The organism is Chondromyces crocatus (genome assembly GCF_001189295.1).
GTDB lineage: Bacteria > Myxococcota_A > Polyangia > Polyangiales > Polyangiaceae > Chondromyces > Chondromyces crocatus.
The window spans coordinates 1,828,008-1,848,330 of sequence record NZ_CP012159.1 but is presented as its reverse complement, the minus strand read 5'-3'; the positions used below and the strand labels follow the sequence as shown (position 1 = coordinate 1,848,330).

The 20,323-nt window shown below is 70.7% G+C and carries 10 protein-coding genes; 5 read left to right on the top strand and 5 right to left on the bottom strand.

Annotated features, from left to right (window positions below):
* Positions 1-212: 212 nt before the first annotated feature.
* Positions 213-2,798 (bottom strand): S8 family serine peptidase, encoded by a 2,586-nt coding sequence (locus tag CMC5_RS06880; protein WP_050429656.1) that lies wholly within the window; start codon positions 2,796-2,798, stop codon positions 213-215.
* 202 nt (positions 2,799-3,000) lie between these two features.
* A complete protein-coding gene (locus CMC5_RS06875) occupies positions 3,001-4,989 on the bottom strand; it encodes a potassium transporter Kup (RefSeq protein ID WP_082362291.1) in 1,989 nt (662 codons plus the stop codon).
* A gap of 180 nt (positions 4,990-5,169) precedes the next feature.
* On the opposite strand from CMC5_RS06875, the gene CMC5_RS06870 reads away from it, so the two are divergent.
* The 5 genes from CMC5_RS06870 (at position 5,170) to CMC5_RS06850 (ending at position 12,811) form a co-directional block, all read left to right on the top strand.
* Positions 5,170-5,934 (top strand): LamB/YcsF family protein, encoded by a 765-nt coding sequence (locus CMC5_RS06870; protein WP_050429655.1) that lies wholly within the window; start codon positions 5,170-5,172, stop codon positions 5,932-5,934.
* A gap of 49 nt (positions 5,935-5,983) precedes the next feature.
* A complete protein-coding gene (locus CMC5_RS06865; protein ID WP_050429654.1) occupies positions 5,984-7,636 on the top strand; it encodes a 5-oxoprolinase subunit B/C family protein in 1,653 nt (550 codons plus the stop codon).
* A gap of 134 nt (positions 7,637-7,770) precedes the next feature.
* Positions 7,771-8,940 (top strand): FIST signal transduction protein, encoded by a 1,170-nt coding sequence (locus tag CMC5_RS06860; RefSeq protein WP_050429653.1) that lies wholly within the window; start codon positions 7,771-7,773, stop codon positions 8,938-8,940.
* Positions 8,941-8,948: 8 nt separating this feature from the next.
* Positions 8,949-10,775, top strand: coding sequence for a sensor histidine kinase (locus tag CMC5_RS06855; RefSeq protein ID WP_050429652.1), 1,827 nt, complete (start codon positions 8,949-8,951; stop codon positions 10,773-10,775).
* A gap of 89 nt (positions 10,776-10,864) precedes the next feature.
* Positions 10,865-12,811, top strand: a complete 1,947-nt coding sequence (locus CMC5_RS06850) for a 4-alpha-glucanotransferase (RefSeq protein ID WP_050435755.1) — start codon at positions 10,865-10,867, stop codon at positions 12,809-12,811.
* Here the strand turns inward: CMC5_RS06850 and glgB are convergent.
* From glgB to CMC5_RS06835, 3 genes are read right to left on the bottom strand one after another with little or no spacing between them, the layout of a single operon-like run.
* The gene (glgB, locus tag CMC5_RS06845) at positions 12,774-14,873 is read right to left on the bottom strand and encodes a 1,4-alpha-glucan branching protein GlgB (RefSeq protein WP_063796227.1); all 2,100 of its coding nucleotides are present in this window, start codon (positions 14,871-14,873) and stop codon (positions 12,774-12,776) included. The genes CMC5_RS06850 and glgB overlap by 38 nt on opposite strands.
* Positions 14,870-18,214 carry a maltose alpha-D-glucosyltransferase gene (gene treS, locus CMC5_RS06840; RefSeq protein WP_218920235.1) on the bottom strand — a complete coding sequence of 1,115 codons (3,345 nt, stop codon included), beginning with the start codon at positions 18,212-18,214 and terminating at the stop codon, positions 14,870-14,872. Before treS ends, glgB begins: the two co-directional genes overlap by 4 nt.
* Before the next feature lie 11 nt (positions 18,215-18,225).
* Positions 18,226-20,292 (bottom strand): alpha-1,4-glucan--maltose-1-phosphate maltosyltransferase, encoded by a 2,067-nt coding sequence (locus tag CMC5_RS06835; RefSeq protein ID WP_281180835.1) that lies wholly within the window; start codon positions 20,290-20,292, stop codon positions 18,226-18,228.
* Positions 20,293-20,323 lie beyond the last annotated feature (31 nt).

The window sequence follows — 20,323 nt, the reverse complement described above, 5'->3', positions numbered from 1 at the left end:
GCCCTCCGCCGCGCGCTGAACGCGCCGCGGTGGAGGTGGCTGCGCAGGGTGAAGAGGCCGGTCTCTCCGACATGCGGAGGGCCGGCCTTTTCGTTTCGGGAAGGCCGCGATGGCCCCGGCCTCGCCGAGGGGCGGGAGGCCGGCGTTTCATCGCGAGGTGGGTCGCCGAGGGGGCAGGCGGCGAGGGCGCGAGGCCCCTCGCCGGTGAAGCCTCAGGGTCGGTTGATGGTGATGACGGGCGAGGTCCAGTTGTCCCAGTGCGCCGGGTTGTTCTCGTCACCGAGGGCGCGGAGCAGCTTCATCTTGATGATGTAGCGGCCGTTGGGCACCTTGACCGACTTCTTGTTGAGCGTCGTGGTGCCGTTCCACGAGTAGTAGCTGTAGTCGGTGGCCGCCGCGTTCTGGAACACGTAGTCGACCTCGCGGGCGCGGCCCCAGGGCTTCTGGGTGGTCGCCTCGAAGACGTCGAGGATCAGCTTGCGGGGGCTGTGGTTGATGAACGCGACGACGTAGGGCAGGTCGGTCCCGCTGAAGGACGAGAAGGTGCCGCCGTTGGGCTGGTTGGTGAAGATGGGCCGGCCGTTGGCGTCGCTGCTGCCCGAGTGGCGCGCGAGCCAGGGGTAGCCGTTGTTGTTGGGGTCGATGGTGGGGATGAGCTGGTAGTCACCCTTGTAGCCAGCGAAGGGGATGCGCAGCACGCCGTCGCCGTGGGCGGGGGGCGTCTGGGGGGTGAGGACCACGTAGCCGCCGTAGAGGGTGCCTTCGGGCATCGCCGGGTTGGAGCTGATGGCGACCTCGAGGTCGGCGGTGCCGCCGGCGGGGACGGTGACCGTCGGGGTCGCGGGCGTCACGGTGGCGAAGTTGGTGATGAGCTTCGTCGGGGTGAAGTGGTTGCCGGTCGCCGAGGGCGCGTCGAGGTGCGAGACGGTGTAGGTCTGCTCGGTGTCGCCGACGTTCTGGAGGTGCAGCGTCACGGCGTGCGGCGCGGGGAGGTCCTCACCGAGGGAGAGCTTGCCCGGGGTGACGAACACCGTCGACGCGATGGCGCGATCGATGCGGACCATGCCGGCGCCCTGACGGAAGGTGTGGTCGGGCAGGCCGCTGGCGACGTTCTCGCGGAAGGCCACGGGAACCGCGGAGTTCTGGAGGACGTCGCGCACCTGCCAGGCAGGGATGCCGGAGCGGCCCTGGAGGAGCAGGGCGACGGTGCCGGCGACGTGGGGCGAGGCCATGGAGGTGCCGCCCTGGGAGGAGTACCCGCCCAGCTCCAGCGGGTAGGTGGACCAGATGTACTCGCCAGGAGCAGCGATGTCGGGCTTGAGATCCAGCTCGGCGGTCATCCCGTACGAGCTGTAGGACGCGATCATGTTCGCCCCGTCGGCCGGGGTGGAGATGACCTGCTGGCTCCAGTTCAGGGTGTTCGCGCCCTGGCCGATGGCCGCGTTGAGCGCGTCGCCGAGGTCCTGGGAGATGGCCACGACGGGGATGGTGATCGCCGGGGTGCCCGCGACGGTGGGCGAGAGGGAGCCGCCCTGGTTGTTGTAGATGATCGCCGCGGCGGCGCCCGCGTTCTGCGCGATCAAGGCCTTGACGTGGAACGTGCAGCCGCCGCGTCGGACGAGCACCACCTTGCCGGCGAGGGCGCCCGCAGGGAGGTCGGCGCAGCCCTCGCTCTCGGGAACGGCAGCGCCGGTGCGCACGAGCGGGAAGGAGCCGCTGGAGGGCGGGAGCGCCGAGGCCGTGGCCTGGTTGTAGGAGTACAGCGTCTGCTCGACCTCGAACGTGGGCGCGGTGGACTTGAGATTGATGACGGCGGCGGTGGCGATCACGCGCTTGCCGGTGCCCGGTGCGCCGGTGGCCCAGAGGCCGCTGGTGCCGGAGTTGCCGCCGGAGGTGACCACCACGACGCCATCCTCGACGAGCTGGTCGGCGGCGACGGCGGTCGGGTACTCGGGCCAGGCGAAGGGGGAACCGATGCTCATGTTCACCACGCGGGCGCCGTCGTTCCGGGCGCGCTCCATGGCGGCGATCATGATGTCGGCGCTGGTCGAGCCGGAGCAGCCGAACACGCGGTAGCCAGCGAGGGTCGCCTCGGGGGCGACGCCGGTGATGACGCCACTCGCGCCGATGATGCCGGCGACGTGGGTGCCGTGGCCGCCACAGTCGTCGGGATAGGGGTCGGGCACGGGGCGGGAGCTGGAGTTCTGGCTGTTGAAGGCGTCCCCCACGAAGTCGTAGCCGTAGGCGACGCGGCAGCCCGGGCCGAAGCAGCCGTTGCCGAGGTCGGGGTGGTCGTAGTCGATGCCCGAGTCGATGACGGCGACGACGACGCCTTCACCCGTCAGCCCGAGGTCTTGCCGCACGGTGGCGGCGCCGGTCATGGTGATCGCGCTCGCCATCTCGGGGTTGGAGGTGTTGCCGGGGCCGTCGTCACCGCCGTCGGGCTCGAAGTGGACCATGGGGAAGACGGCCTTCACGTTCTGGAGGCGCGCGAGATCGGCGGCGTCGGCCACGCCCACCTCGACGGAGAAGCCGTTCCAGAGCCGGTTGAAGGTGAACCGCTCCCGGTAACGGAGGCCGCGGTTCGCGGCGCTCGAGCGGAACGCGCTCCGCTCCAGGTCGAGCACGGCCTCGGTGCCACCGCGGGTGATCGAGGGCTCCTCGAACTCCACGAGGTACAGCTCCGTCAGCTCGTCGACGTCGAACGTCGCTTGCCCCGGCTCTTCGACCCCGACCTCCGATGCCGTCCCGCATCCAGCAATGCCAGCCAACAGCGCGACAGACCCCAACCAGCGCATTCGCCGCCTCATACCCACCTCATCCTGCTGCAAAAGCACGTTCGAGACCGCACGATCCCGCAAAGCGTATCCGCGAGCCAGCCATCTGCGTCAAGCGCGCCGCCCCGAGCAGAATGCGCGAAGCAGGGCGATCCGGGCCCAGGATGGACGGCTTCGTTTGTCGGCAGGACGTGCCTCCCCGCCGTTCGAGCCGCGGATCGGGCTACAGGTCGAGCTGGATGCCGAGCTCGACGACCTGCTCCGAGGGCAAATGGAAGTGCGCGCTCGCCGAGCTGGCATTGCGCACCATGAAGCCGAAGAGACCTTCCGAGAATCGCCCCATTCTCCCTTTTTCGGTCGCGAGGAAGGTCTCGCGGCCGAGGTAATAGGTGACGTCCGAGAGGTTCACGCCCTCGGGGAGTGCGCCCGCCTTCTGGGCGTGCCGGAGGAGCACCGGGACGCGCGTCCCTTCCATGAAACCGGAGTGGATGAGCACCCGGTAGAAGCCACACGAGAGGTGCTCGACTTCGACCCGTCGATCGATGTGGATGCGAGGGGCGCGCTCGGTGCAGACGGTGAGCAGGACGACGCTCTCGTGCAGGGATTTGTTGCGCTCCACGTGGTGCGTGAGGATGGGCGGCGCATCCACGGGGCGCGTGGTGAGAAAGACGGCGGTGCCCGAGACGCGGACCGGGCCCCCGGGGGCGCGGACGCGGGCGAGGAAGTCGCCGATGGGGGCGAGGAGCCGGTCGACGCTGTCGGCGAGGTAGGCGCGGCCTCGCTTCCAGGTGACCATCATCGTGAAGATCACGGCAGCGATCAGCAGCGGGACGTAGCCGCCGTCGTGGATCTTGACGAGGTTCGCCGCGAAGAAGGGCAGGTCGAGCGCGAGGAAGAACGCGAGCAAGGGCAACACCTTGATCCAGGGCCAGCGCCAGGTGCGGCGCGCGACGACGCCGTAGGTGATCGAGGTGATCGCCATGGTGCCGGTCACGGCGATGCCGTACGCGGCAGCGAGGCGGGTCGACTGCTGGAACATCAGCACGAGCGCGATGCAGCCGGCGGCGAGGATCCAGTTGACCTCGGCGATGTAGATCTGGCCCTCGGCCTGCGAGGAGGTGTGCTTGATGCGGGTCCTCGGGAGGTAGCCGAGCTGCACGGCCTGGTGGGTGAGCGAGTACGCGCCGGAGATGAGGGCCTGGGAGGCGATGATCGTCGCGGCGGTGGCGAGGGCGACGAGGGCGTAGGTGGCGGCGCCTCGGGGGACGAGGGCGTAGAAGGGGTTCGCGGCGGCCTCGGGGTGGAGCAGGAGGTTCGCGCCCTGGCCGAAGTAGTTGAGCACGAGGCCCGGGAGCGCGACCGTGTACCAGGCGAGCTTGATGGGCACGCGGCCGAAGTGGCCCATGTCGGCGTACAGGGCCTCGCCTCCGGTGATGACGAGGACGACGGCGCCGAGGATGCCTGCGCCATGGGCGCCGTTGTCGCGGAAGAAGCGCACGGCGTGGAGCGGGTCGAGCGCCTGGAGGACCGCCGGGTTCCGCACGAGGTGGACCCCACCGAGGACGCCGAGGGTGACGAACCAGAGCACCATGATGGGGCCGAAGACCTTGCCGATGCCGGCCGTGCCGCGTTTCTGCACGGAGAAGAGGCCGAGAAGGATGGCGCAGGTCAGCGGGAGGACGGCGCGCTGGAGGGAGGGGGTGGCGATCTCCAGGCCCTCGACGGCGCTGAGCACGGAGATGGCGGGGGTGATCACGCCGTCGCCGTAGAGCAGCGCCGCGCCGAAGAGCACGAGGGCGGGGACGACGCCGAGCCGCGCCGACTCCATGGGGCGCAGCTCGGCAGGGACGAGGGCGAGCAGGGCGAGGACGCCGCCTTCGCCCTCGTTGTCGGCACGGGAGATGAACGTGAGGTACTTGACCGTGACGACGAGGATCAGCGACCAGAAGACGAGGGAGAGGACGCCGAGCACGTGGGGCTCGGTGGGGCTGACGCCGTGAGGCGGGTTGACGCACTCCTTGAGGGCGTAGAGGGGGCTCGTGCCGATGTCGCCGAAGACGACGCCGAGGGCGCCGAGCGAGAGGACGCTCAAGCTGCCCGGGGTGTGGCGCGCCGGCTCGTGGGCGTGCTCGCCGTAGCGTCGGGGGAGATAGGGGTGCGGTGGCCGCGGAGGAAAGCGGTTCGCCTCGTCTGGCTTGCCTCGTTCGTGCATCGTCCCCCCTCGGACAAGGCTACACCTGGGCGCGACCGGGCGTCAGGGCGGGGCCTCGCGCGCAGGGCGCCACGAGCCTTCGTGCAGGGCGCCACGAGCCTTCGTGCAGGGCGCCACGAGCCTTCGTGCAGGGCGCCACGAGGGTGGTCCTGGGCGGTGGGGGTATGCTCTGGTCATCCCATGGACCTCAACATCGATCTCGGTGAACTCCCCGGCGAGCCGGAGGCGCTCTACGCGCTCGCCACGGTGGTCAACGTCGCGTGCGGCGGTCACGCAGGGAATCAGGCCTCGATGGAGCGCGCGCTGGAGCTGGCTCGCGCTGCGGGCACCGAGGTGGCGGCGCACCCCTCGTACCCGGACCGCGAGGGGTTCGGACGGGTGAGCTTGGAGCTGCCGGAGGAGGTGCTGCGGGCGTCGGTGCGATCCCAGTGCGCGGCGCTGCAGGTCGTGGCGGAGGTGGCCGGGGTGCGCGTGCGGCGGGTGAAGCTGCACGGGGCGCTCTACGGGGACGCGGCGCAGGATCCGGCGCGGGCGCGGGCGGCACTCGGCGGCGCGGTGGAGGGGCTCGGGGGGTCGCTGGAGATCGTGGTGGGGCCGCCCTGGGGGTCGCTCGCCGCAGAGGCCGAGGCGCTGGGGCTGCGGTACGAGCGAGAGGGGTTCGCAGACCGCGGCTACGATGCGGAAGGGCGGTTGCTTCCGCGCAGTGCGCCCGGGGCGCTGCTCGTCGAGCCCGCCGCGGCGGTGGCGCAGGCGCTGCGGCTCGCGGACGCGGGAGGGCTCGAGACGCTGTGCGTTCACGGCGATACGCCCGGCTCGGAACACATCGCGCGGGCGGTGCGCGAGGCGCTGGCGGCGCGGGGATTGCTCGGTGCAGCGGCGGGGCCGGCAGCGGCATCGACCCAGGTGGCAGCCGCGGGGGGGACCAAGCCGGGGGAGCGGGGCTGAGGCGGAGAGAACCGGGAAGACCGGGGAGACCCGGGGAAGGAGGCGCGCGATGAGCGGACGCTGGACGCCTTACGGGGAGCGGGGGCTCTACGTCGATCTGGGGCTGGAGAAGGCACCGGATCGCGCGACGCGGACGCACGCTGCGGCGGCAGCGCTGCGCGAGCGGCTGGGCGCGCGGGCGCTGGAGGTGGTGGTCGGGGCGGGGGCGATCCTGGTCACGGACATCGCGCGTGGGGTGGATGTGGAGGCGCTGGCGCTGGAGGCGCTTGGGGCGGCCGGGACGCAGCGCGCGGCGGGCAGCGAAGGGGTGAGCGCGTCCGCGGCAGCGCTTCCGTCGGGGCGCGAGGCCGAGGCCACGGTGCGCCACCACGTGGTGTCGGTGGTCTACGACGGGCCGGATCTCACCGAGGTGGCGACCCTGCTCGGTGTGTCGCCGGAGGAGGTGATCGCGCTGCACACGGGCGCCGAGGTGGTGGTGGAGCTGCTCGGCTTTCTGCCGGGCTTCGCGTATTGCAGTGGCGTGGCGCCGCGGCTCTCGCTGCCGCGGCGAGGGTCGCCGAGGGCGAGCGTGCCCGCGGGGAGCGTGGCGGTCGCGGGAGGGTTCACGGGGATCTATCCGCGCGCTTCACCCGGGGGCTGGTGGTTGCTCGGCCGCGCCCTCGGGGTGACGCCGTTCGATCCTGGCCGAGAGCCCGCGATGCTGTTCGCGCCTGGCGATCGGGTGCGCTTCGCGCGGGCGGAGGTGCCGTCGAGCGAGCACGCAGCGGTGAGCCCAGGGGCGCGTGGGACGGCGGGCGGGTCTCGTGCCGTGCAGGGTGCAAGCTCGGGGCAGCGCGCGCTCGATCTCGTGGCGGTGTCGGCGGTGGCGACGATCCAGGATGGAGGTCGGCCAGGGCGACTGTCTCAGGGGCTGCCGCCCTCGGGCCCGCTCGACGCGACGACGCACGCGGCAGCGAACCGCGCGGTGGGCAACCCGTCGAACGCCGCAGCCATCGAGATTCCGCTGGGGAGTCTGGAGGTCCAGGCGGTCGGAGAGGTGGTGGTGTCCATCGACGGGGCGCGCGCCGTCCGGTTGAGCGATGGAGAGCGGCTGCGCGTTCCGTCGAGTGACGTCGCGGTGCGCTACCTGGCGGTGCAAGGGGGCATCGACGTGCCGGTGCAGCTCGGGGCGCGCGCCACCTTGCTCGCGGCGGGGCTGGGTGGGTTCGAGGGGCGCCCGTTGCGGCGCAGGGATCGACTGCTCGTGGGCGAGACGCACCAGGAGAGTCGCAGAGATGGTGCGGACGACGAGCGCGAAGAGCGCGGCGGAATCGGCAAGGAAGGCGGAGGCGGGAACCCCGACGGAAGCGGGGAGCACGAGGAGTGCATCACGCTGGATCCTGGACCACACGTGGACCGGTTTCCTCCGGGTGCCCTCGATGCGCTGGTCGACGGAACCTGGCACGTTTCACGCCACGTCGATCGCGTCGGCATGCGGCTCGAAGGGGCGCGCGTGCCGCGTGAAGGGCCGGATCTCGCGCTCCCTGCGCCCATGGTGCGCGGCGCCGTGCAGGTGACGACGGATGGCACGCCGATCGTTCTCGGTCCTGACCATCCCGTGACGGGCGGGTATCCGGTGCTCGCTGTCGTGCGACCCACCAGGCAAGCGCAGCTCGCGCGTCGACGGCCAGGAGAAGCGGTGCGGTTCGCGCTCGCACGATGACGCGATGACGCGATGATGGTGAGCCTCCGCTCTCTTTGCTCGCCCGGTACGGATTCGCAGCGCACGCAGCGAGGTGCCACAATGACGGACGCGCGGCGATCCACTATAGATAGGGAACACGCAGGGGGTGGTCGGTGAGCACGCAGATCTCAGTCGGGTCGAGCTCGTCCCGGGATGCAGCCGAAGCTGCGAGAGAGGCGGTGCGGACGGCGCTCACGGGCGCGGTCGAGCCGGTGTTCGCGCTGGTCCTGTCGACGGCGGGCTACGATGCGCACGCGCTCACCGCGGCGGTGTCGGAGCAGCTCGGCGAGGTGCCATGGGCCGGGTGCACGACGGCGGGGGTGTTCGCCGGGACCGAGATGCTCTCGCTGGGGCTGGTGGTCGGCGTGGTGAGCGGGAGCGGCGTGCGGTTCGGGATCGGGGTCGCCGACCGGGTGAGCGTGGATGGGCGCGCCGCGGGCGTCGCCGCCACGACGCAGGCCCTCGCGGAGCTGCCCGCCGTGGTGCCTCCGGGCTGGAACCGCGCGTGCATCGTGCTCGCCGACGTGCTCTCGGGCAAGGCGGCCGACGTGGTGCGCGGCGCGGTGCAGGTGGGCGGCACGGGGGTGGCCTGGGCCGGCGGTGGGGCGGGCGATGATCTGCGCCTCGCCCGGGGTGCGCAGTTCGCTCAGGGCAAGGCGTGGGTCGACGGCGCGGTGGTGATCGCGCTCGACACGCGGTCCCGGATGGCCGTCGGTACCCGCCACGGGTTCAGGCCTTACGGACCGCCGTCGATGGTGACCCGCGTCAAGGGCGCCTCCATCTCGGAGCTGGAGTTCGAGCCGGCGTTCTCGGTCTACCAGCGCGCCGCCGCTGGCCGAGGCGACCAGGTGAGTCAGGATGAGTTCGTGAACTTCGCCATGTCCCACCCGCTCGGCATCCCTCAGGCCGGGGGCGATCACGTCATCCGCGACCCGATGCGCGTCGACGCCGCAGGGACGCTGCACTGCGTGGGCGAGGTGCCCGATGGGTGCCTGGTGCGGGTGATGGAGGGCGAGCGTGCCGGCCTGCTCTTCGCAGCCCGAGAGGCCTCGCGCGCGGCAAAGCAGGCGGTGAACGGCCCGCTGGGCGGGGCGATCGTGTTCGACTGCGTCTCGCGGTCGCTGGTCCTCGGGGAAGGGGTGCAGGCCGAGATCGAGACCTTCAGCGCAGAGCTCGGGGCGCCCGTCATCGGTTGCCTGACGTTCGGGGAGATCGGCGCCATCGGACCCGGGGTGCCTCAGTTCCACAACAAGACGGCGGTGGTGCTGGCCCTGGGGGCATGACCTTGGTCATGGCGGAAAACCGCGAACTCCACGACCGGGTCGCGCTGCTCAGCGTGCTCCAGGAACTGACCGTCTCGGCGCTCGATCTCTTCGACCCGAGGCGGCCCATGAGCGGTTTCCTCGACCGCGTGGCAGAGCGGCTGGGTTGCTCGGCGACCATCCTCCTGGACGATTCGGAGCCCGCTCCGCGGCTGCTCGGCGCGGTGGGGCTGCCGGCCACTTCGTGCAGCCTCCCGCTCGCCCGAGGCGAGCCGCTGCCGTACCCCGAGCTGGCGCGGCCAGGGCTGGTCACGTGGCGCCTCTCGGGGTCGGGGCACGAGGCCGAGGCGGAAGCCGAGGTCCCGGGCGCGGGGCCCACCGACACGCCGAGGAGCCACGTCGACCGGGTGGTGACGCTGCTGCTCTGCTTCGACGGTGAGCCGCAGCTCGCGCCGCACTACCGGGGGATGATGCGCAGGCTCGTTTCGATCCTGCGCACTGCCCTGATCCACCGCGATCTCTACGCGCGCACGCTCGACAGCGAGCGGGAGCGCTCGCTCCGGCTGGAGCAGGAGCGGCACGCCCGGGCCGCCGCCGAGGATGCGCAGCGCCGGGCAGCGTTCCTCGCCGAGGCGAGCCGTCGGCTGTCCACGTCGCTCAACTACGAGGCGACCTTGACCCGGGTGGCGAGGTTGCCGGTGCCGTTCGTGGCCTCGTTCTGCATGGTGGATGTGCTGGAGGGCGCGTCCACCTTGCGCCGGGCCGTGGTCGTCCACGCCGATCCCTCCCGCTCGCTCTCGGCGCGCAAGCTCGAAGGGCGCGCGACGGTCGGGTCGGTGACGCCGCTCGCCGTCGCCCAGGCGCTCCGCACGGGCGAGCCGGTACCCTGGGATCTGGACGGCGATCCTGCGGCCCTCGGCACGCCCGAGGAGGCGGAACTTCTGGGGCAGCTCGACCTGGAGCGCTTCCTCTCCGTGCCACTCGTCAGCCGGGGCACGACGCTCGGCGTGCTGACGCTCGGCTGCGGCGAAGACGATCTCTGCTACGGCGCCGAGGACGCTTCCCTTGCGGAGGAACTCGCGCGGAGGGCAGCGCTGGCGATCGACAACGCGCGGCTCTACGACAGCGCCCAGCGCGCCATCCGCGCCCGGGAAGACATGGTGGCCGTCGTCTCGCACGATCTGAAGAACCCGCTCGCGACCATCTTCATGAACCTCCAGGTGCTGTCGCGGAAGCTGCCGCCCGAGGAGCAGCTCCCGGGGGCCCACGCGCCGCTCGAGCGCCTGAAGCGCGCAGCCGACCGGATGGAACGGCTGATCCGCGACCTGCTCGACCTCGCGCGCATCGACGCGGGCCACCTGGTGATCGAGCCGGTGAACAAGAAGCCGGAGGCGCTGCTCGCCGACGCGATGGAGCTGCTCAAGGAGCCCGCCGCGGAGAAGTCGGTTCGCCTCGAGCAGCACGTGGCCGGGGACCTGCCCCCCGTGCGCTGCGATCACGAGCGCGTGCTCCAGGTGCTCTGCAACCTCGTGGGCAACGCGGTGAAGTTCACGCCGCCCGGGGGCGAGGTGGAGCTGCGCGCCGAGCCGAAGGGCGAGGAGGTGGTGTTCGCCGTGCGGGACACGGGGCCGGGCATCCCCGAGGAGCAGCGCGGTTCGCTGTTCACGCGCTACTGGCAGGCCAAGGAGACGGCGCACCAGGGCACGGGGCTCGGCCTGTCGATCGCGAAGGGCCTCGTGGAGCTGCACGGGGGCCGCATCTGGGTCGAGAGCGCGCCAGGGACGGGCTGCACCTTCTTCTTCACCCTGCCTGCTGCGGGCGCTGCGGAACAGCGCGCTCCCGGCGTCAGCGCATGAGCACATGAGCGCATCGGCCCATGAGCGCATGCGCGCGTGAGCGCACGCTCTCGACCCACGCACATCGTCGGTGTACCGATGGTCTCCTGATGCCAGGAGACGACGGCAGCCATCGCACCCTGATCACCGAGGCCCTGCGAGCGCTGAACATCAAGCGCCTCGTGCTCGCCCTGCACGACCCGAGCTTCCCGTCGGAAGCCGAGGAGGAACTCGGCCGAGGCTCGCCCTGCACCGCAGGAGGTCAGCGCTTCCTGCGCTTCGCGGCGGCGCTCGGGTTCAACGCCGTCCAGCTCGGGCCGCAAGGGGAGCTGTCCCCGGACAACCCGTCGCCGTACGACGGCGCGCTGTTCGCGCGGAGCACGCTGTCGATCGCGCTCGCGCCGCTCACCGAGCCCGGGCGCTGGGGTCGACTGCTCTCTCCGGAGACGCTCGCCGCCCTGGTCGAGGCGCAAGCCGAGGTGGCGGGGGGTGGTGGGCGCGCGAAGCGGTTCCTGCGGGCGCACCACCGGTCGGCCTGGGTGGCCCAGCAGCGGGCGCTCGCCGAGGCCTGGGAGACGTTCCAGCGCGAGCGCGTGAGCACCTCGCCCGACCCGAGCGTCCTCGACCTCGCCGCGCGTCTCTCGGCGTTCCGGCGGCGGCACGCGGGCTGGCTCACGCGCGAGGTGCTGTACGACCCGCTGTGCACGCTGCACGGCGACGGGCACTTCCTGCGGTGGCCGCAGACGCTCGATCAGCGCCTGTTCGCGCCCGCGCGTGGCGAGGAGGTGGCGTGCCTGGCGCGGGTCCGCGAGCTGTCGGCGGAGCACGCGGGCCACGCGGAGGCGGTCGCGTTCCAGCAGCTCCTCGCGCACGAGCAGCACGGCGCGCTGCGCGAGGTGGCGGCGGGGATCGGCCTGCGGCTCTACGGCGACCTCCAGGTGGGCATGCCCCCGCGCGATCACTGGGCGTACCGCGCGCTCTTGCTGCGCGACTACCGCATGGGCGCGCCCCCCAGCCGCACGAACCCCGAAGGGCAGCCGTGGGGCTACCCGCTGCTCGACCCGGACCAGCTCCGCGGCGCGGCCGGGGGCTTCTTCCGGGCCCGCATCGACAAGTCCCTCGACGAGTACGACGGCCTGCGCGTCGACCACCCGCACGGGCTGGTCGACCCCTGGGTCTACCTGGACGAGGCGCCGGATCCCGGCGAGTCCGTGCGCCGCGGTGCCCGGCTGTTCTCGTCGCCCGCCTTGCCGGATCACCCCACCCTCTCGCGCTTCGCCATCGCCGCGCCGTTCCAGCTCGACCGGGGCCTGCCGCGCCACGCCGACGCCTGGGTGACGTCGCTCTCGCCGACGCAGGTGGAGCAGTACGCCGTCCTCGTCGACGGCCTGGTCAGCGCGGCACGCGCCCGGGGCTGGGAGAAGGCCGACCTCGCCTTCGAGGTGCTGAGCACCCTGCCCTTGCCCGTCCGGGCGGCGCTGGAGCGCCACGGCCTCGGGCGCTTCCGCGTCACCCAGAAGGCCAACCTCGCCGATCCGATGGACGTCTACCGCTCCGAGCGGGCCATGCCGGCGGACTGGGTGATGGTGGGGACCCACGACACGCCGTCGCTCTGGAGCGTGCTGGACCGATGGCGCGCGGAGAAATCCGTGGAGGCGCAGGCCGCCTACCTGGCCGAGCGGGTCGCGCCCCGGGAGGACCAGGTCGCCTCGCTCGCGCGCGCGCTCTCCCGCGACCAGGCGCTGCTCGCCCGCGCGAAGTTCGCCGACCTCTTCGCCAGCGGCGCGGCGCACGTGTCGGTGTTCTTCGCCGACCTGCTGGGGATGAAGGAGCCCTACAACCAGCCGGGGACGGTGAGCGACGAGAACTGGTCGCTCCGCGTGCCCCGGGACTACCAGCAGAAGTACGCGCTCCAGGCGACCCGGGGCGCCGCGCTCGACCTGCCCCGGGTGCTGGCGATGGCGCTCCGGGCCCGCGGCGCCGGCGCGAGCGAGGAGCGCGCGGCCCTCGCCGACAAGCTCATGGCGCTTCCGGCGGCGCCTCCTCCGGTGGCTTGAGCCCTGGATCGACCCGCGGCTCGATTCGCGGCTTGAGCAGCACGGCCCCGAGCGGCGGCAAGGTCAACGCCAGCGAGAAGTCGCGGTTCTGCCAGGGCACTGGCGCCGCTTCGACCGCGCCGAGGTTGCCTTGCCCGCTGCCCCCGAAGGTCGTCGCGTCGGTGTTCAGCAGCTCTTCCCACGTCCCCGCCCCGGGCACCCCGATCCGGTAGTTGTACAAGGGCACCGGGGTGAAGTTCAGCGCCACCACGATCCGGTCCTCTTCGCGCGTGCCCCGGCGCTCGTACACGAGCACGCTGTGGTCGGCGTCGTTGGCGTCGATCCACTGGAACCCCCGCGCATCGCAGTCGAGCGCGTGCAGCGCCGGCTCCTCGCGGTAGGCCCGGTTCAGCTCGCCCACGAGGAGCTGGATCTGCCGGTGCGCATCCTCGTTCGTGAGATGCCAGTCCAGGCTCACGTCGTGGTTCCACTCCCGCCACTGCGCGAACTCGCCCCCCATGAACAGGAGCTTCTTGCCGGGCTGCGTCCACATGTACGTGTACAAGAGCCGCAGGTTCGCGAACTTCTGCCAGCGGTCGCCGTTCATCTTGTTGATGAGCGAGCCCTTCCCGTAGACGACCTCGTCGTGCGAGAGCGCCAGCACGAAGTTCTCGCTGAAGGCGTACATCCCCCGGAACGTCAGCGACCGGTGGTGGAACTTGCGGTGGATGGGATCGAGGGCGAGGTACTTCAGCGTGTCGTGCATCCAGCCGAGGTCCCACTTGAAGCCGAAGCCGAGCCCACCGAGGTAGGTCGGGCGCGAGACCAGAGGCCACGCCGTCGACTCCTCGGCGATCGTCTCGACCCCCGGGACCTGCTGGTACACCGCCTCGTTGAGCTGCCGCAGCAGCGCGACCGCCTCCAGGTTCTCCCGGCCGCCGTGCTGGTTCGGGACCCACTCCCCGCCCTCGCGCCCGTAGTCGAGGTAGAGCATCGAGGCCACGCCGTCGACGCGCAGGCCATCGGCGTGGAACTGCTCCACCCAGTACATCGCGCTCGACAGGAGGAAGCTCCGCACCTCGTGCCGGCCGTAGTTGAAGATGTAGGTGTTCCACTCGGGGTGATAGCCCTGGAGCGGGCTCGCGTGCTCGAAGAGGTGCGTGCCGTCGAAGAACGAGAGCCCGTGCGCGTCGTGCGGGAAATGGCCCGGCACCCAGTCGAGGATCACCCCGATGCCCCGCTGGTGCAGCGTGTCGATCAGGAACTTCAGGTCGGCCGGGTCGCCGTAGCGCGCGGTCGCGGCGAAGTAGCCGGTGGTCTGGTAGCCCCACGAGCCGTAGAAGGGGTGCTCCGTGAGCGGCATCAGCTCGACGTGCGTGAAGCCCAGCTTCGCGACGTGGTCGGCGAGCCGCGGGGCGATCTCGCGGTAGGTGAGCATGCGGTCCTCTTCCTCGGGGATGCGCATCCACGAGCCGAGATGCACCTCGTAGATGGACATGGGTGCGTTCCGCAGGCCGCTTTTGGACCGGGCGCTCATGTGCGCCTCGTCGCCCCAGCGGTAGGCGACGTCGGCCACCACCGAGGACGTGCCTGGCGGCGCCTCGTGGCGGAAGCCGAACGGATCGGCCTTGTCGATGGTGTAGTCGCCGTCGCGCGAGACGATCTTCAGCTTGTAGCGCTGCCCCGCCTGCGCGCCGGGCACGAACACCTCCCAGATGCCGAGGATGCCTCGCCGCTGCATGGGGTGACGCGCCGGGTCCCACCCGTTGAAGTCGCCGATGACCGCGACCGCTTCGGCGTTGGGCGCCCAGGCGGCGAAGAAGACGCCCTCCTCGTCACCGCGCCGGGCCAGGTGGGCGCCGAGCTTCTCGTGGAGGCGCAGGTGCCGGCCCTCGTGAAAGAGGTGCAGATCGACCTCGCCCATCGCGAGCTGCGCGACGTCGGGCAGCGAGGAGCCCGCCGTCGCCGCGCCGTCGCCGCGCGCCGGCGCCGGCGGCCCAGGGGGCTCGGAGACGGCGAAGATGGCCTCGACGGGAGCTGCGGGCGGCGTGGACGGCGAAGGCGGCGTGGAGGCCCGGCTCATACCGGCGACCTCTCGGAGAGGATCTGGGCGAGGCCTTGCAAGGGGATCTCCAGCCAGTCAGGCCGGTTGTTCAGCTCGTAGCCCACCTCGTAGATGCACTTCTCGAGCAGGTAGAAGCCGAGGAGCAGCTCCGTGTCCGCTGCGGTCCTGGGAATGAGCAGCTCGTTCCCTGCGCGGATCGTCGGCAGGTAGCCGTTCAGGAACGCCGCCGAGGTCCACGCCACCCAGGCATCGACCCAGGGCGTGAGCGCAGGGACGTCCTCGGGCCGCACCCGCCCACGCCGCAGCGCCGAGGCGCCGACGTAGTGGAACGAGCGCAGCATCCCCGCCACGTCACGCAAGGGGCAACGCTTGTAGCGCCGCTCGCTCAGAGGCCGCGCGGGCTCCCCCTCGAAGTCGATGATCACGAAGTCGTCGCCCGTGTAGAGCACCTGCCCCAGGTGATAGTCCCCGTGGCTGCGGATGCGGTCGACGATGACCCGGCGCCCGAACACGTCGGCGAGCTGCGCATCGACCTCTGCTTCGCGCAGGGCGAGCGAAGCCGCCATCTCGCGGATCGGCTCCGGCAGGCTGTTCTCCCGGCGCCGCAGCGCGGCGAAGTTCCGCGCCAGCATGGAGTGGGCATACTGGTACAGCGAGCGCTGGTGCATCGCCGTGAACGGCTCCCGGGAGAAGTTCGGGTCGTTCGTGTCGGCCCCGAGCGCGAGGTGCAGCTCCGCGGTCCGCCGCCCGAGCAAGGCCGCGCGCTGAAGGTAGGTCCCCATCATGTCGACGACGAACTGCGGCGGCTCTGCGTTGGCGGATTCGATCAGCGAGCCCTCGGGCGTCGGCGGCTTCATCCCCCTGGCCTCCTCGCTCGCCAGCACCCGCTCGAAGAACCGGTCGACGGACTCCATCGTCACCGTCCAGACGTCGCCCTGGTTCGGCATGTACTCCTGGAGCATGGCGACCGCCGCCGGCTCCCGGCCGTCGCGCAGCTCGATCGCGCCTGCGATCCGCGGCGTCCCGGTGAAGCCCCGCGCCGTGAGGAAGCGGCCGATCTCCAGGTCGGGGCTGATGCCCTCCTCCACCATGCGGAAGACCTTGAGCATCAGCCGGTCCTCGAAGAACAGGGTGGTGTTGGTCTGCTCCGTCTCGGAGACCCGCACCTTGAGCGATACCTCCGGGTCGAGGTCCGGCAAGGTGGCGAACGGGATGCCGACGAGCTTCCCTCGGCTCGCCGAGAGCACCTGCTTGCCCTGGATCATCGCGAGCAAGCGCTCGGCGAACTCGGGGCTGAGCAGCGCGTCGTAGAGGACGCCCTCGGTCTCCATGCCCGGGCCCGGATCCCGCACGTCGATCGCGGTGATCACCGCGTGCCGGCTGCGCGACACGAGGTTCTTGGCACGCTCGCCGGTGGCGAACCCCACGGGCAGCACGTAGGTCTCCGGCACGCCGTCGGCGAACTCGACCCGCACGAGGAGCATGAAGAAGGGCGACGCCGAGCTCCCTTCGCCCTCGGACGGGAAGGGCACCACGTCGACGATCGAGGTCAGCTTGCGCGTCCTCGCCTTGCTGCGGAACCAGCGCCGCGCCGGGAGGTACTGGGAAAGGAGCTTGGTGAGCGCCGTCCGCGAGGCGCCCTCCAGCACCGACGTCCACGCGCCCTGCACGGCGAGCGACGGGAGAACGTCGCCCTCCTCCTGGCCCATGGCCGTGGTGGCCTCCAGCGCGAACCAGAAGAAGTCGTACGGCCCGAGCGTCAGCCGGTACGTCGCGTCGCCGATCTCCGGGAAGCGCGTGCTCCCGAACAGTTCCACCGGCACGGCGCCCTTGAAGCGGGAGAGGTCCAGCTCGACGAACTGCGCATACCGCGACAGATTCGCCACCACGAGGACCCGCTGGTCGTCGATGCAGCGCAGGAAGGCGAGGACGCGCCCGTTGTCGGGCTGGAGGAACTCGATGTCGCCGCGGCCGAGCACCGGGTTCTGCTTGCGCAGGTTGATGAGCCGCTTGCTCCACCACAGGAGCGACGATGGATTGCTCTGCTGCGCCTCGACGTTGATCGCCTCGTAATGGTACTCGGGGTCGACGATCACCGGCAGGTAGAGCTTCTGCGGGTTGCACCGCGAGAAGCCCGCATTGCGATCCCCGCTCCATTGCATCGGCGTGCGCACCCCGTCCCGATCGCCGAGGTAGATGTTGTCGCCCATGCCGATCTCGTCGCCGTAATAGAGGACCGGCGTGCCCGGGAGCGAGAAGAGCAGCGCGTTCATCAGCTCCGTGCGGCGACGCAGCCGCATGAGCGGCGAGAGCCGCCGCCGGATGCCGAGGTTGATCCGCGCGCGGCTCTCCTCGGCATAGACGCGGTACATGTAATCGCGGTCCTCGTCGGTCACCATTTCGAGCGTGAGCTCGTCGTGGTTCCTGAGGAACGTGGCCCACTGGCAGTTCGCCGGGATGGTCGGCGTCTGCTTGAGGATGTTCATCAGCGGGAAGCTGTCCTCCAGCTCCACCGCCATGAACATGCGCGGCATGAGCGGGAAGTGGAAGTTCATGTGGCACTCGTCGCCCTTGCCGAAGTAGGCCGAGGCGTCTTCCGGCCACTGGTTCGCCTCGGCGAGCAGCATCCGGTCCGCGTACTTGCCGTCGATGTACGCCCGGAGGTCCCGCAGGTACTCGTGCGTCTCGCGGAGGTTCTCGCAGATCGTTCCCTCCCGCTCGTACAGGTACGGCACCGCGTCGAGGCGCAGCCCGTCCACGCCCATCTCCAGCCAGAAATCGACGGCTTGCAGGATGGCCTCGTGCACCGCCGGGTTGTCGAAGTTCAGGTCCGGCTGGTGCGAGTAGAACCGGTGCCAGTAGTAGGCGTTCGCCACCGGATCCCAGGCCCAGTTCGAGGTCTCGAAGTCCTTGAAGATGATGCGCGCGTCCTCGTACCGCTTCGGCGTGTCGCTCCAGACGTAGAAGTCACGCTCGGGGCTCCCCGGCGGCGCGCGCCGCGCCCGCTGGAACCAGGCGTGCTCGTTCGACGTGTGGTTGATGACCAGCTCGGTGATCACCCGGATGCCACGGCGGTGCGCCTCGTCCAGGAGCCGCTTGAAGTCGTCGATCGTGCCGTAGCAAGGGTTGATGTCCGTGTAATCGGAGATGTCGTATCCCCCGTCGCGGAGCGGCGAGGGATAGAACGGCAGGATCCAGATGGCGGTGATCCCGAGATCCTGCAGGTAGTCGAGCTTCTCGATCAGACCTGGGAAATCACCGATGCCGTCGCCGTTCGAGTCGGCGAATGCACGGATGTGGATCTCATAGATGATCGCATCCTTGTACCAGAGGGGGTTGGACTCGAGGGTGGGTGGCATCGAGGGTCTGCTCATAGGTAGTACTCGAAGTTCTGCTCGCTGCGGACGAAGCGACGGACACGGAAGATGTGGGCCGGCATGACCCGCGGATCCAGCTCGACGAAGGCGCGACGACCCTTCCACTGGTAGCGCGCGTTCGAGAGCAGGTCATGCACCTGGAACGAGCGCTCCTGGTCGGTGATTCCAGGCAAATCCAGCTCCAGCCAGGCCGACTGGGTGTGGTCCGGATCCAGGTTGACCACGACGACGATCAGGCTCTCCCCGTCGTCCGAGGTCTTGCTGAAGCAGAACACCGCGTCGTTGCCCGTCTCGTGGAAGTGGATGCGGTTCGTCTGCTGGAGCGCCCGGTTCTCGCGCCGGATCTCGTTCACCCGCTGGATGACGTGCCGCAGGCTGCCCGGGCGGTCCAGCTCCCAGCGCTTCAGCTCGTACTTCTCGTTGTCGATGTACTCCTCGGATCCCGGGCGCGGGACGTGGTCCATCAGCTCGAAGGCGGGACCATACATGCCGTAATTGCTGGAGAGGGTGGCTGCGAGGACGAGCCGCGCGATGAACACTGGACGCGAGCCGGTCTGGAGGTGCTCGGGGAGGATGTCGGGCGTGTTCGGCCAGAAGTTCGGGCGATAGAACTCGGCCACCTCGGTCCGGGTGAGGCGCGTGAGGTACTCGGTCAGCTCGTCCTTCGTCGTGCGCCACGTGAAGTAGGTGTACGACTGGGTGAAGCCGAGCTTCGCCAGCGCGTGCATCAAGGTCGGGCGGGTGAACGCCTCGGCGAGGAAGATGGCGTCCGGGTGCGCGGCCTTCACCTCGCGCAGGCAGTACTCCCAGAAGGGCAGCGCCTTGGTGTGCGGGTTGTCGACGCGGAAGATCTTCACCCCGTGGTCGGCCCAGAAGAGGAACACGTCCCGGAGCGCTTCCCACATCGCCTGCCAGTCGCTCGACTCGAAGTCGAAGGGGTAGACGTCCTGGTACTTCTTCGGCGGGTTCTCCGCGTACTGGATGGTGCCATCCGGACGCGCCTTGAACCACGCGGGGTGCTCCTTCACCCACGGGTGATCGGGCGAGGCCTGGAACGCGATGTCGAGCGCGATCTCCAGCCCGTGCTCGCGCGCCGTGCCCACGAAGTGATCGAAGTCTGCGAGGGTGCCCAGCGCGGGATGCACGGCGGTGTGCCCGCCTTCCGCCGCGCCGATGGCCCACGGGCTGCCCGGGTCGTCGGCCTCCGCGGTGAGGGTGTTGTTCCGGCCCTTGCGGTGCGCCCGCCCGATGGGATGGATCGGAGGCAGGTAGACGACATCGAAGCCCATGCCCGCGACGTACGGGAGCATCCGCTCGGCGCTGGCGAAGGTGCCGTGCTGGCCGGCGTCGCCGAACGAGCGCGGAAAGAACTCGTACCACGCGCTGAAGCGGGCACGCGGCGGGTCGACGATCACCTGGAGCACGCGCGGGTAGGTCGAGGCGCGCGCGCGATCGGGTGCACGCGCCGCCAGTGCAGCCGTCTCGGCCGCGAGGCCCACGGCCAGGCGGGTCTCGAGCGGCGCCGCGGTGCTCCCGAGCGTGGCCGCTGCGGTCGCGAGGGCCTGCGCGTCGGCGTCGGCAGCTCGCTTCGCTGCGGCGGCGAGCAGTGCTGCACCTTCGAGCAGCTCGACGGCGACGTCCTGACCGGCCTCGACCTTGCGGCGCGTACCGCGCTGCCACGTGGTGAAGGGCTCGATCCAGCCGACCACGGTGTACTCCCAGATGCCGAGGGCCGTGAGCGTGACGGTCGCGCGGAACCTGTCGTTCGCGTCGACGCGCGCCAGCGGCACCTCTTGCCAGGGCCTGGCCTCCGCGTCGGGTGCTCCTCCTGGAGGTGAGGACGCAGGCGCTGGCGCGCGCACGAGCAGCGCGCCTCCCACGGCGTCGTGACCATCGGGGATGAGGTCGACCTCCACCTCGAGCGGGTCCCCGATCACCCGCTTGACCGGGAAGCGCCCACCGTCGAGTTCGGGCCGCACCCGCTCGACGAGCACCCGGAGATGCCCCCGCTCCACCATGTGTTCCCAGGGATGCCCAGCGTTGCGTTCTCGCCCGTGCACGAACCCTCCTCGCGCTTCGATGCCCGAACCC